At 56.4% G+C, this 15,558-nt stretch carries 14 protein-coding genes and 1 tRNA gene; 5 read left to right on the forward strand and 10 right to left on the reverse strand.

Annotation, left to right across the window (positions count from 1 at the left end):
- Positions 1 to 20: 20 nt before the first annotated feature.
- Both G6L01_RS03770 and G6L01_RS03775 read right to left on the reverse strand, forming a co-directional pair.
- A complete protein-coding gene (locus G6L01_RS03770) occupies positions 21 to 1,535 on the reverse strand; it encodes an AMP nucleosidase (RefSeq protein ID WP_070167447.1) in 1,515 nt (504 codons plus the stop codon).
- A gap of 59 nt (positions 1,536 to 1,594) precedes the next feature.
- On the reverse strand, positions 1,595 to 1,789 hold the full coding sequence (locus G6L01_RS03775; protein WP_070167446.1) for a hypothetical protein: 195 nt from the start codon (positions 1,787 to 1,789) through the stop codon (positions 1,595 to 1,597).
- A gap of 207 nt (positions 1,790 to 1,996) precedes the next feature.
- On the opposite strand from G6L01_RS03775, the gene G6L01_RS03780 reads away from it, so the two are divergent.
- Positions 1,997 to 2,689 carry a glutathione S-transferase family protein gene (locus G6L01_RS03780; protein ID WP_070167445.1) on the forward strand — a complete coding sequence of 231 codons (693 nt, stop codon included), beginning with the start codon at positions 1,997 to 1,999 and terminating at the stop codon, positions 2,687 to 2,689.
- A gap of 57 nt (positions 2,690 to 2,746) precedes the next feature.
- On the opposite strand, the gene G6L01_RS03785 is transcribed toward G6L01_RS03780, so the two are convergent.
- Positions 2,747 to 3,085: a DUF2147 domain-containing protein gene (locus G6L01_RS03785; protein WP_070167444.1), complete on the reverse strand. Its 339-nt coding sequence runs from the start codon at positions 3,083 to 3,085 to the stop codon at positions 2,747 to 2,749.
- Between the two features lie 530 nt (positions 3,086 to 3,615).
- Here G6L01_RS03785 and G6L01_RS03790 point away from each other — a divergent pair.
- The gene (locus tag G6L01_RS03790) at positions 3,616 to 3,882 is read left to right on the forward strand and encodes an SEL1-like repeat protein (protein ID WP_015915438.1); all 267 of its coding nucleotides are present in this window, start codon (positions 3,616 to 3,618) and stop codon (positions 3,880 to 3,882) included.
- A 109-nt stretch (positions 3,883 to 3,991) separates the two neighbouring features.
- Here G6L01_RS03790 and G6L01_RS03795 read toward each other — a convergent pair whose 3' ends face one another.
- The 3 genes from G6L01_RS03795 to G6L01_RS03805 form a co-directional block, all read right to left on the reverse strand.
- A complete protein-coding gene (locus G6L01_RS03795; protein WP_070167443.1) occupies positions 3,992 to 5,110 on the reverse strand; it encodes a pyridoxal phosphate-dependent aminotransferase in 1,119 nt (372 codons plus the stop codon).
- Between the two features lie 159 nt (positions 5,111 to 5,269).
- Entirely contained in the window at positions 5,270 to 5,683 is a 414-nt protein-coding gene (locus G6L01_RS03800; RefSeq protein WP_070167442.1) for a PilZ domain-containing protein, read from the reverse strand.
- 170 nt (positions 5,684 to 5,853) lie between these two features.
- Positions 5,854 to 6,207 (reverse strand): hypothetical protein, encoded by a 354-nt coding sequence (locus tag G6L01_RS03805; protein ID WP_070167441.1) that lies wholly within the window; start codon positions 6,205 to 6,207, stop codon positions 5,854 to 5,856.
- 288 nt (positions 6,208 to 6,495) lie between these two features.
- On the opposite strand from G6L01_RS03805, the gene G6L01_RS03810 reads away from it, so the two are divergent.
- Positions 6,496 to 7,713, forward strand: coding sequence for an NAD(P)/FAD-dependent oxidoreductase (locus tag G6L01_RS03810; RefSeq protein ID WP_070167440.1), 1,218 nt, complete (start codon positions 6,496 to 6,498; stop codon positions 7,711 to 7,713).
- A 422-nt stretch (positions 7,714 to 8,135) separates the two neighbouring features.
- Here the strand turns inward: G6L01_RS03810 and G6L01_RS03815 are convergent, their stop codons facing one another.
- Together G6L01_RS03815 and G6L01_RS03820 are read right to left on the reverse strand one after the other, a co-directional pair.
- Positions 8,136 to 9,164 (reverse strand): porin, encoded by a 1,029-nt coding sequence (locus G6L01_RS03815; protein ID WP_070167439.1) that lies wholly within the window; start codon positions 9,162 to 9,164, stop codon positions 8,136 to 8,138.
- A gap of 136 nt (positions 9,165 to 9,300) precedes the next feature.
- On the reverse strand, positions 9,301 to 10,350 hold the full coding sequence (locus G6L01_RS03820) for a porin (protein WP_070167438.1): 1,050 nt from the start codon (positions 10,348 to 10,350) through the stop codon (positions 9,301 to 9,303).
- Between the two features lie 794 nt (positions 10,351 to 11,144).
- Between G6L01_RS03820 and G6L01_RS03825 the strand changes: the two genes are divergently transcribed.
- Positions 11,145 to 11,234 (forward strand) — tRNA-Ser (locus G6L01_RS03825).
- 73 nt (positions 11,235 to 11,307) lie between these two features.
- Here G6L01_RS03825 and G6L01_RS03830 read toward each other — a convergent pair.
- Together G6L01_RS03830 and G6L01_RS03835 are read right to left on the reverse strand one after the other, a co-directional pair.
- Positions 11,308 to 12,195 carry an alpha/beta fold hydrolase gene (locus G6L01_RS03830; protein ID WP_070167437.1) on the reverse strand — a complete coding sequence of 296 codons (888 nt, stop codon included), beginning with the start codon at positions 12,193 to 12,195 and terminating at the stop codon, positions 11,308 to 11,310.
- A gap of 42 nt (positions 12,196 to 12,237) precedes the next feature.
- A complete protein-coding gene (locus G6L01_RS03835; RefSeq protein WP_070167477.1) occupies positions 12,238 to 14,322 on the reverse strand; it encodes a lytic transglycosylase domain-containing protein in 2,085 nt (694 codons plus the stop codon).
- A gap of 223 nt (positions 14,323 to 14,545) precedes the next feature.
- On the opposite strand from G6L01_RS03835, the gene dapA reads away from it, so the two are divergent.
- Positions 14,546 to 15,430, forward strand: coding sequence for a 4-hydroxy-tetrahydrodipicolinate synthase (dapA, locus tag G6L01_RS03840; RefSeq protein WP_070167436.1), 885 nt, complete (start codon positions 14,546 to 14,548; stop codon positions 15,428 to 15,430).
- Positions 15,431 to 15,558: the final 128 nt, after the last annotated feature.

Here is a 15,558-nt window from a genome sequence, read left to right on the forward strand (position 1 = left end):
CGGCAAGGCATCGAAGATGCTTACTGGAAGGCCGTTTCGAAAAAGCTTCTCAGCTTGCGCGAATGCAGTTTTTCCGTTGGCATGGCACCGAGCTTCTGTAAGGCGCGGATACCGATCTGCAAATGCTGGCTGACCTGGGTCTTGTAGAAAGCCGTCGCCATGCCAGGCAGCTTCAACTCCCCATGCAGTGGCTTGTCGGACACGCAGAGCAACGTGCCGTAGGGCACGCGGAAGCGGAAGCCATTGGCGGCAATCGTCGCGGATTCCATATCGAGCGCAATGGCGCGCGATTGTGACAGGCGCTTCACCGGACCGCGCTGGTCGCGCAGTTCCCAATTGCGATTGTCGATGGTGGCTACCGTGCCGGTGCGCATGATACGCTTCAGCTCGAATCCTTCATAACCGGTAATTTCCTCGACGGCATCTTCCAGCGCCAGCTGCACTTCGGCCAGTGCCGGGATCGGTACCCAGACGGGCAGGTCGTCGTCCAGCACGTGGTCTTCGCGCATATAGGCATGAGCCAGCACATAATCGCCGAGCCGCTGGCTGTTGCGCAAACCGGCGCAGTGGCCAAGCATCAGCCAGGCATGCGGGCGCAGCACGGCGACGTGGTCGGTAATGGTCTTGGCATTGGACGGGCCAACCCCGATATTGACCATGGTAATACCGGCATGCCCCTTCATTTTCAGATGATAGGCAGGCATTTGCGGCAGGCGGCCAAGCGGCGCGCCGGAAGAGGGCGCATTTTCACCAGCCAGCGTGGTGATATTGCCCGGCTCGACAAAGGCCGTATAGCCTTCGCCGCCATTGGCCATCAGGGTGCGGGCATAGGCGCAGAACTCATCGACATAGAACTGGTAATTGGTGAACAGCACGAAGTTCTGGAAATGCTTGGCGCTGGTCGCGGTATAATGCGACAGCCGCGCCAGCGAATAATCGATCCGTTGCGCCGTGAAAGGTGCGAGCGGAAACGGTTCACCGGCTGGCGGCTCATATTCACCATTGGCGATTTCATCGTCCGTGGTCGAAAGATCAGGCGTATCGAAAATATCGCGCAACTGGATATCGGAAAAGCCATTGGCCGAAGCCTCGACATGCGCGCCTTCGCCGAAGGCGAAATGCAGCGGGATCGGCGTTGTCGATTCGCTGACCCGCACCGGAACCTGATGATTGCGCATCAGCAGGGATAGCTGTTCTTTCAGGTAATGGCGAAACAGTTTCGGATTGGTGAGCGTCGTGGTGTAGACGCCAGGCGAGGTGACATGGCCATAGGAAAGCCGGGTGTCCAGATGGCCGAAACTATTGGTCTCGATACTGACCTGCGGATAGAAGGCTCGGTAACGGCCCTCTATCGGTGCGCCATTGGCAAGGGCTGTAAATGCATCGATGAGAAACGCCGTATTGCGCTCGTAAATCTCTGTAATCGCATCGACAGCCTCGTTGGCATCGGCAAACAGCCTTGCCTCATAAGCGGGTGGGCTGATGATGGTGACGGGGATAGGCCCAGGGATGGAATTGACGATTCTATTGCTCATGAGACGTTATATATCGGTCTGAATAACAAGCAAACGACAGCCATGCATTTCCGCTGATTTTATCCCCTGCGCGCGGTGATGTTTTGATTGGCAAACGACGACCCGTTTTGCAGTGAATAGAGCCGCTCTCCCGCCAGGCCCGTGCGCAGGTTTTGCGGTATGCGGGCAGAATTGACGACCAGTATGGAGAACAGCGCCGCGAACACCGCCATGATAACCGTTACCGCCGTCAGCCGTAGTGCAATCTCTCTCATGATATCCCCCGATAGCTTGATGGTTTTGATATAAAACGATCAAGCTATCGCGAGGCTGGAATCCCCTTTGACGCTGTTGTTTTATGGCGACTGTCCCTTGAACTTGGTGTCATGATATTTACCTCAGGACAGGCAGCGACTGCATCATTTGAAGTGCTACAGCATCGGCATTTGATAAAACACACGATGCCGTAAAGGAGAGAGCCCATGACAGCGCCTATCGAGCTTTATTACTGGCCCACCCCGAATGGCTGGAAGATTTCCATTCTGTTGGAAGAACTCGGCCTGCCCTATGAGGTGAAATACATCAATATCGGCAAGGGCGAGCAATTCGCGCCGGATTTCCTGAAAATTTCGCCCAATAACCGCATGCCAGCAATTATCGATCCGGATGGTCCGGGCGGAGAGCCGATATCCGTGTTTGAATCCGGCGCCATCCTGCAATATCTGGGACGCAAGACCGGCAAATTCTACCCCACCGACGAGCGCGCCCGTGTCGAGGTGGATCAATGGCTGTTCTGGCAGATGGGCGGCCTTGGCCCAATGGCCGGACAAGCGCATCATTTCCGCCAATATGCGCCGGAAAAGATCGAATACGGCATCAACCGCTATACCAATGAAGTCAACCGTCTCTATGGTGTGATGAACAAGCGGCTGGCGGATCGGGAGTTTCTGGCGGGCAATTATTCCATTGCCGACATGGCTTGCGTCGGTTGGGTCGTACCCCATGCCAATCAGGGACAGGACCTCAACGATTTCCCCCATCTGAAGCGCTGGTTTGAGGCGATGATGGAACGCCCGGCGGTCAAGGCCGGTATTGCTGTTGGCGCCGAGCGGCGTAGCAATGTCGCCACCGATGAGGAAGCCAAGAAAGTGCTGTTTGGTCAAAAGGCGCGATAAGCAGGCGTCTTGAAAATCAGGCAATACCGCGCCGGTATGATCCGGCGCGGCGAAATATTACATCCGGGTCCAGGTCTGGCTCTTGCACAGCACGGCCAACACGCAGCCCTTCAAGTTGAGGGACTTGCCCTGAACATTTGCCGAGCCGGAATAGGTCTTGTCATTATCCGGATCGGTGACTTCGCCGGTATAGCTGGCACTTGAGCCACTCAGCTTGCCGATTTGCTTGCCAGCATGCTTGCCCGTCTTCAGGGTGATGCAAAAGGCTGTGCCACAGCTGGCGATCTCGGCGGTTTCACCGCTCGCCGTCTTCCATTTGCCTTCGATCGGCTCAGCTGCGCTGACACTTGTCAGGCTCAAGGCCAATAGTCCGGCTGCTAGCAAAATAGTTCTCATTCTTTCCTCCACGATCCTCCGCCCCCGATATGGTTTCGGGTAACAAGACCGTCAAATTAAATGACGCGCACGTAAACGTAAATAGGGCTCTGATGCGATGTGAAAGGCGCTATCGCAAGGGACGAATTTCGAAGCCTTTCCGCATCTCTCTCGATCATGATGAACAAAGAGTAAAATCACAACTGTAAAAGATCAGTAAAATTAACCTCTATTTGCCGGTAAACCAGCCCCTGTGATGCTTAACGGAAAGACAAGTTGACAAAGGGTTTCGAGCCCGTTTGCCACCCGTTAAGCAAGCATTTTAAGCGCATTTTGAAACCCGTCCGACATAATGGACCCATCAAACGAGCAGGGAAAACCTGCCGCACCGCAAACACCGAAAAGCGACGCAAGATTGCCAGGATGTTGACGGTTCAGACATGAAAACAGGGACTTAGCTTGGTGGGGTATTCCGGCGCAATGATAAGCCGGAAACCCGCCATGACACTGAAAAAAGACCAACCGAAGCCAAATTGGACAGGAACTAGACCATGGCACGTTTCGATATGCAGGCAGACGATATGGCCACGATTGGCGGCCAGCCCCAGGCTGATATCTTTCGGATCATGGGCCTGATGTATGCCACCGGTCGTGGCTGCGAGCAGGATCTGGTGTCTGCCCATAAATGGCTGAATATCGCCGCGATCAAAGGCTGTGACCGTTCTGTCGGCCTCCGGTCCGATCTGGCCTCCACCATGACCAAGAGCCAGCTGGCAGAAGCGCTGCGTGACGCCCGTGAATGGATGACCTCCCACTGATCCACCGCCATCCAAACAGGGCATCAACGAAACAGGGTAATACCAAACCATTCAACCGCGACCGGCAGGAACAAGGCCGGCGCGGTTTTTGTTTTTCCAAGTGGTTCAATCACTTCGATTCGAGATCGCGCAAAACCTTCGGCAGCACTTGCTCCAGCAAATCGAGATCCTCCGGCAAGCCAGCGCTGATGCGGATACAGCGATTGAGCGGCGCGACGCCCGGCATGCGGATAAACACGCCATGCTGCATCAATCCGTCGACAATAGCGCGGGCATAGGCCGCGTCACGACCGCAGTCCACCGCCACGAAGTTGGTCGCTGAGGCCAGCGGTTGCAGTCCATTCTGGCGGGCGATTCCGGCAATTCGCTCCCGTGCCGCGATGATCCGCGCGACGGTTGCGGTCAGATAATCCTGGTCGGCGAGGGCGGCCAGAGCCGCGGCGACGGAGGTCCGCACCATGCCGAAATGATTGCGAATCTTGTCGAAGGCAGACACCGTTCCGGGTGTGCCGATCGCATAGCCGATCCGTGCCCCAGCCAGGCCGTAAGCCTTGGAAAATGTCCGCATCCGCAGCACATTCGGCAGGTCGATCAGCGCATCGACCGCAGGGATGCTGCCAGCCGGGGCGGTTTCGCTATAGGCTTCGTCCAGAATGAGCAGGCATGTCTCCGGCAAGGCGCGGGCAAAGGCGACGACGTCGTGGCTCTCGTGCCAGCTTCCCATCGGATTGTCGGGATTGGCGAGATAGGCCAGCGGCGCATTTTCGCGGCGCACTGCCTCCAGCAAACCGTCGAGATCCTCGCGGTCCTGCCGATAGGGCACCGTTACCAGTCGCCCGCCAAAGCCATTGACGTGAAAATTGAAGGTCGGATAACCGCCAAGCGAAGTGACGACTGGCAAACCCTGCTCGATCACCAGCCGCACGGTCAGCCCCAGAAGATCATCGACGCCTTCGCCAACCGCAAAATTATCGGCGCCAAGACCATAATGGCCAGCCAGAGCGGCCTTCAGCTCGAAATTTTCGGGATCGGCATATTTCCAGATGTCGGATGAGGCGGCCTGCAACGCCAGGTGAACTTTGGGCGAGGGGCCGAAGCCGCTCTCATTGGCGCCGATCCGTGCCTTGACCGGCAGACTACGCTGGCGCTCGATAGCTTCGGGGCCGACAAAGGGGACGGTGGCGGGCAGACGAGAGATGAGCGGCGTAAACCGCGAAAAGGATGACATGAACGCTATTCCTGGCGAATCGGTGTCGCTGAGAATAGAAAGGCTGCAAGGAGCCGCCAAGGGGCATGAGATCAAACAACAGAGGCTAGCTCTCTCTTTATTGCAGCCGACGGCAGTTGATTGAAACTAAATGGTGCGCCTCGAGGTTTGAGCGCCTGCTCACCGGGCAAGTCTGCCTGTACCCGGCGCAACGGTCTTTCCAGCATTGTCTTTGGTGCGGTCGGCACTCATGACGAAGTCGGTACGGATAATCCGCTGCAACAAGACATCTGAAATCGGCATCAGGAATTTGACGCCAGCCCTTGTGCCGTTGCGATAAGCCTCAGCACAGCCAATACGCGTGGCAATCCCCAACACCTCCAGATAGTAGTGACTGCCAAGGCCGATCCCGGTATCCAATTCTATACCGGCACCACCGCGGGAAATATCCAGCACCGTGGCGCTGCGCATGGTCACGCCGCTCAAACCTGACCGGACCGCCATAATGCGAGCGGGCCGACGAACCTGGTAACGGTCCCAGCGCCGCTCATACATTTCTGAAGTGACGGACGCGAGATGGGTTCCTTGCAGCATGGTCTCTCCTCGGTTGTGCTTGTTGTCAGGAGAAGTTTGCCGCAATGGCATTTCAGAGCGTTGAATCTATTCCATCAAATTTGAGCGATTGGACTAATTTTAAAACCAAAACGAGAATACATAAAGAAGCGCAACTCAATCTCAAGTTCAATCTATGTTAGTCTGTGCCATTACGGGCCAAATTCGAATGAAAGCTTTACGACGTGATGAAGGAATTCGGGATCGATCAGCATGTTGAAGCTCACCACTGCCGTCTCTTGCTCCCGGCGCATCAAGGTACAGCCGATCTCGTCGCGGATGCCTAGAATTTCCAGAAAGAAGTTTTTAGGCACAGGTAGCATGCGACTGACTTCAAGGTCCGCGCCCTGCAAAGAGATTTTGCGGATCAGGCAACGTACCGTGGTTTTGGTGCTCAGGTGGTGGCCGACAAAGATTATTTTGCCTGGTCGGTCAATGCTGAACTTCTTATAGGCGAGGTCCCGCGGAATGTCCTTTTTTGCATCGAGAATGTTCTGCAGCGGCATGACACCGGTCCTTCTTCTCCTTCTTGGTATCCCAGTTTAACGCAGTTTTCCTAATTGTTTGTCTCATCTGATCGGTAAAATTGTCGAGCCTGATGAACTGCCCCATCTCTTCTGATACGCCCCAAGGTGAGGAGGTGGCCGATCTTCTGAACCTGGCATTATTACATCCAGGCGTGGCCACCGAACTTGACGGGTCGGCATCCGGTATTTACCCGTTGAAGAGAATGGTTATCGCGCTGGCCGCCGCATTTTCCGGCAGAGAATTCGCGATTTTTCTGGAGGCATGGCGTGGAAAATTCTTTGGTGATCGTCGGCGCAGGGCAGGCTGGCTTTTCTGTTGCGTCAAAACTACGGGCGCTGAACGACCAACGACCGATTACCATGATTGGCCTTGCGCCGGAATTACCCTATCAGCGCCCACCGCTTTCAAAAAAATATCTGATCGGTGAAATGAGTTTTGATCGACTGCTGTTGCGCCCGTCACAATGGTACGATGAAAACGCGATCGCCCTGCGTCTTTCTCGCTGGGTGGAGGAAATTGACCGGCCAAAAAAGCTGCTGCGGCTTCAGGACGGCTCATCGCTTTCGTATGATACGCTCGTGCTGGCCACCGGTTCGACACCGCGGGGACTGCCGCAGGAAATTGGCGGCAATCTTGCTGGTGTCTACACCATCCGCAACAAGGCGGATGCCGACCGTCTGGCTGAGGTGATGAAGCCAGGGCGGCGGCTGTTGATCATAGGGGGCGGCTATATTGGTCTGGAGGCTGCTGCCGTGGCGCGCCATCTCGGCCTTGAAGTCACGGTGATCGAAATGGCCGACCGTATCCTAGCCCGTGTTGCAGCAAGAGAGACCGCCGATTTCATTCGTGCCGTTCATCAGGGCCATGGAGTGATGATTCGCGAAGGCATGGGCTTGAAACGCCTCCTGGGCAATAATGGTGTCGTGACCGCAGCCGAGCTATCAGATGGCAGCAGGCTCGATGTCGATCTGGTGATCGTCGGTATCGGCGCTACTGCCAATGACGGATTGGCACGCAACGCCGGACTGCATGTGCAAAATGGCATTATTGTCGACAGCTATGCCCGGACATCCGATCCTGACATCTTCGCTGCAGGCGATTGCGCGCTGCTTCCCTGGGGTGAGGGGACTGTCCGGCTGGAATCAGTTCAGAATGCCGTCGATCAAGGGGAAGCCATCGCCATGGTGCTCGCGGGTGGGACAGTGCCCTACGCACCAAAACCATGGTTCTGGTCGGATCAATACGATCTGAAACTGCAAATCGCCGGGCTTAATCTGGGCTATGACGAGACGATTGTAAGGCCCGGCTTGCGCGAGGGTAGTCTGTCCGTCTGGTATTATCGTCAGGACCGCTTCCTTGCTGTCGATGCCATCAATGATGCCAAGGCCTATGTTACGGCCAAAAAGCTTCTGGAGGCCGGCCGGTCCGCCGATAAGGCGATCATTGGTAATCCGCAGGAAGATTTAAAGCAGTTGCTGGCCTGATCCAGCGCTGACGAAATAGCTCCCGAAGACATTTTAAAGCACCTCAAGCCCATGAGGCATGGAAGACATCTTGCATCTCGTTCAAAGCGACAATGCGTGAGTATTCGTGTCTTGATATAAGGCCAGCCAAATTCTTTCAGAGTGAGAGGTTGCCTTGGGAAAAGTGAAACTCGGTTTTCCCGAAAAGACAAACGACAAGGCAAGACGGCGGAGTTTGTATGGTTCAATCGAAGCCAAAAGACCAAAGGTAATCCGAGAACCCAATCCTTCAAACCCAGTCCTATAAGAGGGGATTATGGGCGATAAGCGCAATCGCGCTTTATATCCAACCCTGCTTGCGAGATTGCACATCGCATCAAGACAATAAAAAACCTCCGGGCGTAAACCCGGAGGCTATTGTCAACTGAAGATCAACAATCAGATCAGAACTTGCGTTCCAGACGAACAAAGCCCGTCCAAACGTCGTCGTTGCCATCCCAATCGTGGTCCTGGTACTGGGCCGAAACCTTGGTGGTCAGGCCTTCTGCCAGCTTGTAGTCAACTGTCAGACCAGCTTTCCAGATGTCGCGACCGAAGTAATCGCCAGAAGCGTCGGTTTCGGTTTCACCCCAGTACTGAGCGCCAGGCGTCAGGGTCAGCTTGTCGGTGATCTTTGCTGCATACTGAGCCGCAACAGTCCACTTGCCGAGGTCGTAATAGGCGCTTGCGCCTGTCGAGTAGATCGCAGCGATACCGAATTCGCCAGGACCGACTTCAGCCGTTGCCAAGCCACGAATGGCGCCGTCATTGGCTGCGAAATCCCAAGAACCGAGCAGGTTAGCTGTGATAGGTCCATAGGTGGTGCCGACCTGAGCTTCGAGACCAACACGAGAATTCTTGTTGTAAGGATTGTCAGCCAGGTCACGAGAATACAAACCGGTCAACTCGTCAACCGAACCGTATACGAAGAAATTATCGGCCTTGTACTTGTAAGCAATCGAATTCAGACGGTTCGAACCGATGTCGTCGGTTTCGCCGGACAGATCGCTATCCCAAGGATTGTAGAAGGAACCGATCTGGAAGCCAGCAACAGTGATGAAGGCTTCGTCGAGTTCCAGGCTGCCGCCGTTTTCATCAGCCCAAGTACGGACCGTGATGGTGGAGCCGATCGTGCCGAGTTCGGAGTCGTTCTTGGCGTCGAAAGTGACGAGGCCACGCGTACGAGCATTCCAGTTACGATCGTCGCCCAGGCTGTTGTTGCTTGCGCCCTGAACTTCGAAACGAACGTAGCCGCTCATTTTCAAGCAGGTTTCAGTGCCGGGGATGTAGAAGTAGCCAGTGCCGAACGCATCGCAAACGCGGACGTATTCAGCAGGTTCAGGGGCAGCGGCAACAATAGCGTCAGCAGCCTGTGCGCCAGATACTGCTGCGAGAGCCGCAGCGGAGCCGAGAAGAAGGCCCTTAATATTCATTTTTGATCTCCAGTTTATCGTTTAGGAAATAGAGATGTACTCTCTATGAACCGCTCTTGTTGTTTGCCCCCCGGCATACTGACTAGGCCCCGTATTCCAACGAGGCCTAGTCTTAGTCTTATCTCCTAAGAGATAATTAGAACGAACGCTGCAAGCGAACGAAGCCAGACCAGACTTCGTCGCTGTTGTTCCAGGAATGATCCTGGTACTGAGCGGAAACCTTGGTGGTCAAGCCTTGAGCCAGCTTATAGTCCAGCGTCAAGCCGCCCTTCCAGATGTCACGGCCAACGTATTCGCCAGCGCCGTCAGTCTGAGTGTTAGCGAAGTACTGAACGCCAGGGGTCAGGGTCAGCTTGTCAGTGATCTTTGCTGCGTATTCAGCGGCAACAGTCCACTCAGCCTTGTCGTAGTAAGCGGAAGCGCCGGTCGAGTACAGACCAGCAACGCCGAGAACGCCAGGACCGAGGTTTGCAGTTGCGATGACGCGAACAGCGCCGTCGTTAGCAGCTGCATCCCAACCACCCAGCAGGGTTGCCGTTACAGGACCGAAAGAACCGCCAACCTGGCCTTCAACACCAACGCGCTTGTTTTCGTTGTAAACAGCCGACGTGCCGCGAGAATAATAGCCGGTCAGTTCGTCGACAGCGATGCCAGCGAAGAAGGTGTCGGACTTGTAGTTGTAAGCGATCGAGTTCAGACGGTTCGAGCCGAGATCGTCGGTTTCGCCGGAGAGGCCCGTATCGAAGTAGTTGTAGAAGGAACCAACCTGGAAGCCAGCAACAGTGATGAAGGCTTCGTCGAGTTCCAGGCTGCCGCCGTCTTCATCGGCCCAGGTGCGGACAGTGATGGTGGAGCCGATCGTGCCGAGTTCGGAGTCGTTCTTGGCGTCGAAAGTGACGAGGCCACGAGTACGAGCATTCCAATCGCGCTCATCGCCACGCCAAGAACTACCACGACCAGAGTCATTGGTGTTGCTGTTGCCCTGAACTTCGAAACGGACATAGCCCTTAACGCGAAGGCAGGTTTCGGTGCCGGGGATGTAGAAATAGCCAGTGCCGAAGGCGTCGCAAACGCGGACGTATTCAGCTGGTTCCGGAGCAGCAGCAACGATAGCGTCTGCTGCCTGGGCGCCGGATACTGCTGCGAGAGCCGCAGCGGAGCCGAGAAGAAGGCTCTTGATGTTCATAATGACCTCCAGTCAAGTTTCATTAGGGTCTGGGCTTGTTTGGCTGAAGGACAGCATTTCCTGCCCCCATTCCCGTTAACGTATGAAACGGACGATCCACCGCCTCGCTTCTGGATTTGAAAATACAAAACGCTGCTGCGCTTGCAATCGACAAACGGCAAACGGGGCAGTTTCGCCATAGCCTTCCCCGTTTGATGTTGCTGAAAGGACACAAAGCTATGGCCGAACCGGGGCATTTGTTTACTGTTTGTTAAGAAACGCTTTGAAAAACAAAGGCTAACGCCAAGCACCTGAAAACCGGCTTGAATTTCGACCTCATCCGAAATGCGGCAAATTCGGGCGATTCGATGCCTAAGAGTGCTGTTTGGAGGCGATCTCAGGTGAAGTCGCTTCAAGGTGAGACGATGTTTTCAACAGCCTCTCCGGCACGCAGTGTAGCAAAATCGGACTGAGGACAGCCAGAATCGGTGGCGATTCTATTTTAGACCCTTGCGATTCTCTCAACCAATCGCGGTGTCGCTCGTTACCTGACGAGGTTCGGGAATGTAGCCCGCTTGTTGCAGGGAAAGTGCGCCCGCCTTTCTTATAAGGGCAGTCTTCGTATAAGGGCAATTAACGGCATTCAAAACGAGACAGAGCAGCGTGGTCGTACGGGACGAGCATGCTGGAATTGCCCAGGCCGGCACGGTGGTGCGCGGTTTGCTTTGTTTGTCATGAGGAAATGGCGCCTTTATCGTGGAAGTTGGCGAAAAGCGCTTGCAATCGAATCTACGACGACATAATCAGACCGCACCGGAGAGGTGGCCGAGTGGTCGAAGGCGCTCCCCTGCTAAGGGAGTATACCAGAGATGGTATCGTGGGTTCGAATCCCATCCTCTCCGCCATCAAACATTCTTCCATTCAGTCATGTCATAACAATCAAAACAGTTCGCTTCTGTCATTGAACAAGTGATTGTTTTACCTGCGGCTCAGGAACCGCTCGATATCGTCTGCAAGCGGCATGAGATGCAGCAGGGGGGCATGGCCCTGGCCATCGGCGATGACCAGGCTGGCCGAGGGATGGCGAGCGATCATTGATTCGCTTGCCTGCTTGGATAGCAGCTGCGAATGCTCACCGCGAATGATCAGCAGAGGGAAGGGGGCCAGCGCCTCATATTGCGCCCATAAATCCGGGATGGGCTTGCTGAAATCGATGCTGGAAATTTGTGCTGCAATCGCCGGATCGTAGTCGGCGACGGGGATACTGTTTTCGTCGCGATAGAGTGCCTGTGCCATGTCTTCCCAATCCTGCTGTTCCAGCACCGGAAACGTCGCACCATGCACGGATTTGAGATAATCAGGGCAATCCGCCCAGGTCTTTGGTCCGCCACTGCCGCTCAGGTAATCCCTGATGGCGATCAGGCCCTCTTTTTCCAGAACCGGTCCCACATCGTTGAGAATCACTCTGCGAATACGGCTGGAATGCATGACGGCCAGGAAATGCAGCAGAAGTCCGCCTCTGGATGTGCCGATAAAATCTGCCTGAGCAACGGCAAGCTCATCCAGTACGGCGACCACGTCGGCCATTTCCGTCAAAAGATTGTAGTTCTTAGGGTCCGGATCACGCCCGGAGCCGCCACGACCGCGCGAATCGATGCAGATCACCCGTCTTCCGCCCGCAGAAAGCCGCCGCGCCAGTTGCGTGAAATCGCGGTGATTGCGGGTCAGGCCGGGCAGGCAGACGACCGGGGGCTGCGCGGCTAGTTGGGTGTCGTCGCTAGCTTGGTAATCGCGCGCAAACAGTTGCATACCATCGGCAGCTATAACCGTCCGATCTTGAAAGGTCCCACTCTCCAGGTGTTGCATGCCGTGAACTCCTGTTGTCGTTACCTGATCCGCGATCAGCCGTTAGCGGCCATAGCGAAGATCGTGCTCGATATCTGCGGTCTGCCCCAGCCGGGTCTTGTAGATCTGGTAGTTTTCCATGACGCGCTGTACATAGCCGCGCGTTTCGGGGAAGGGGATGCGCTCGATCCAGTCGACCACGTCATCAATCGGCATGCCGCGCGGATCGCCATAGCGATTGATCCATTCCGGCACCCGCTTTGGTCCGGCATTATAGGCAATGAACGTCAATATATAGGAGCCGCCGAAAGCGTCGATCTGTTCGCCCAGATAATGGGCGCCGAGCGTGGCATTATAAGCGGCGTCCTGGGTCAACCGATCCGGTGAAAATGTCATGTCATGACGCTTGGCGACGGCCTTTGCCGTGGCTGGCATCAGTTGCAGCAGGCCCTTGGCATTGGCGGCGGACACGGCTGCCGGGTTGAATGCGCTTTCCTGACGGGCAATGGCATAGGCCAGAGCCTTGCCGGAGCCGGCAATATTGGCGGAAGCCGGAATGACGCCGATGGGAAAGGCCAGGGCCGGCACGTTTATGCCACGGCCATAGGCGGTCTTGCCCACTTGCAACGACAATTGGTGATTGCCGGCGCGTTCGGCCTTGGAGGCGAGAAGCGCCAGTTCTCCAGGGCTTTGCAATTGTTCGGCCAAGGCCCGGTAAAGGCTTGCGCCGCGCCATTCGTGACCGGCGGCCTTGTAACGATCGATAGCAATAATGGCTTCCCGGCTGGCGAATCGACGGCGGTCTTCGTCCGTCGGTGTGGGGTAGCGAATGTCGAGCCGTGTCTGCTTCAGGCGGGCGCCAGCCAATTGCCCATAGAATGTTCCGGGATAATCGGCTGCCTTGACGAAATCCTGTCTCGCTGCGGTCGGATTGCCCTGTGCTTCATCGGCACGCCCCAGCCAATAATAGGCGCGCGAGGCCGACAATGGACGATTCGACGCCTCGACAATCCGGCGAAAATGCTGGGCTGCGGTTTTCGGATCATTGAGGCCGCGCAGGGCATACCAGCCCGCATGAAACTCGGCATCGACGATATCGACCGGGTCGGTCGCGGTGTAGCCAGCGGCAACCTGATAGGCCAGCCGGTATTTGCCGTCATCGGCAAGGCCGCGCGCCACAATACGCCGCTCGTTCCACCATTCGCCTGGATTGACCAATCGTGACGCGTCTCTGGGCACAAGCGCCAGCAGCTTTGCCGCGTCCTGGTAATTGTCCTGACGGCGCTGATACTCGATCTTGACGAACAGCAATGCGGGGTCATTGCCAAACCGTGCGCTGGCGGCCTGAACCAGCGCCACGGCCTTGGGCGAACGGCTGTTGACGGCCATCCAGGCGGCATAAAGAGCCTGCGCATCGCCAAGCGACGCGAATCGCTTGGCCTGGGCGGTGCGGCCGCGATACATCAGATAATCCATCCGCAGCTTGTGATCGGCGCGGGTCAGCAAGCCGCCGAATTCGCTCAGGATGCGGTCTTCGGTGGCAATCTCCAGCGGTTGGTTGCGCCACAGGTCTTTCAGGATAAAAACGGCGCGGCTGCGATTGCCGCTTGCCACCAGGGCGCGGGTCAGGATGATCGTGCCTTCTGCCGTTTCCGGCTTGGTCTCTCCGAAGGCTGCCAGTACATCCGGGGCTGGCGGGTTTTCGCGCAACAGCGCTTTTTCCGAATTGGCGCGGAAGGCGGAAAGCCCCGGCCAGCCTTTCAGCTCGCGCTGGGCATTGGCAATTTCCGAGGAAGGAATACCGGCAAGGCCCGACATGGCAATCGACCATGTCAGCATATGCCGGTCCAGCCCCTGGGGCATGGCATCGCGAATCGCCAGCGCCAGCGCTCCATTGCGGTCCGAAAGCGCGTCGAGCCCGGATTTCAGCGGCGACCGTTCGACCGGCATGGGTGCGACCACCGGGATAGAGCCGGTAATGTCTCCAGAAACAGAGGAGGCGGTAGAGGCCGAAAGCGCCGCTGGACGGTTGGCGGGTGCTGGCACATCCCCGCCACCCAGAAGCGGCTGGGACCAGGACACACCGGCAGGGGCCAGCGCTGCCACACCTATGGACAGGGCAAGCTTGAGCAAAATGGTCCGTTTCATCGGCAAACTCGTCCGGAAAATGCGCATAGCTCCCATTAACTCTGACCCCGATTAATGAATGCTTAATGAAATGGCGTCAATGCGACGAAAATTCCGCATTGAAAAACTGTCATAAAACCGGTCGAACCGTGCTTGTACCGGTGCGGGCCTAGCAGTAATGTGCCCGCGTTTGATTGCACATTTACGGCTGACCAGGGATTGGCGGCTGTTGGGAGTTCTATGCATGTTCCAGGGTTCCATGCCCGCGCTCGTCACGCCGTTCACCGAAACCGGGGCGATTGACGAGAAAGCCTTTGCCGCTCATGTCGAATGGCAGATCGCCGAAGGCAGTTCCGGCCTGGTGCCGGTCGGCACAACAGGCGAATCGCCAACCCTGACCCATGCCGAGCACAAACGGGTGGTGGAACTATGTGTCGAAGTGGCTGCCAAGCGGGTTCCGGTGATAGCCGGTGCTGGCTCCAACAATACGATGGAAGCCATCGATCTCGCCCAGCACGCCGAAAAGGCCGGGGCCGATGCCGTGCTGGTGGTGACGCCCTATTATAACAAGCCGACCCAAAAGGGGTTGATTGCGCATTTCTCGGCGATTGCCCAGGCCGTATCTCTGCCGATCATCATCTACAATATTCCGCCGCGCTCGGTAATCGATATGAGCCCGGAAACCATGGGCAAGCTGGCCCATACCCATAAGACCATCGTTGGCGTCAAGGACGCCACCGGCAAACTGGAGCGGGTTTCCGAACAGCGCATCACCTGTGGGCACGATTTCATCCAACTGTCCGGCGAGGATGCGACCGCGCTTGGCTTCAACGCCCATGGTGGGGTTGGCTGCATCTCGGTGACGGCCAATGTCGCGCCGCGCCTGTGCGCCGAGTTCCAGGCAGCGACGCTGGCCGGGGATTTCGCCAAGGCGCTTGACTATCAGGATCGGTTGATGCCGCTGCACAAGGCGATTTTCCTGGAGCCAGGTCTTTGCGGGGCGAAATATGCCCTGTCGCGGCTTGGCCGGATGGGCCGGACCGCACGCCTGCCGCTGTTATCGACGCTGGAAGCCTCGACCGAAGCTGCCATCGATGCCGCACTTCAACATGCTGGTCTGATGAACTGAGATCATCAATGGACGGCTGGGCCGGAGTTCACATTGGCTCCGGCTTCTTCCATTCCTGATATTGCTGTATTACATAAGGCCTACAGACCGGAGTAGTGACCCACCGGCGTTCAACAAAAACAAAAAAG

It is taken from the genome of Agrobacterium vitis, assembly GCF_013337045.2.
Lineage (GTDB): Bacteria > Pseudomonadota > Alphaproteobacteria > Rhizobiales > Rhizobiaceae > Allorhizobium > Allorhizobium vitis_B.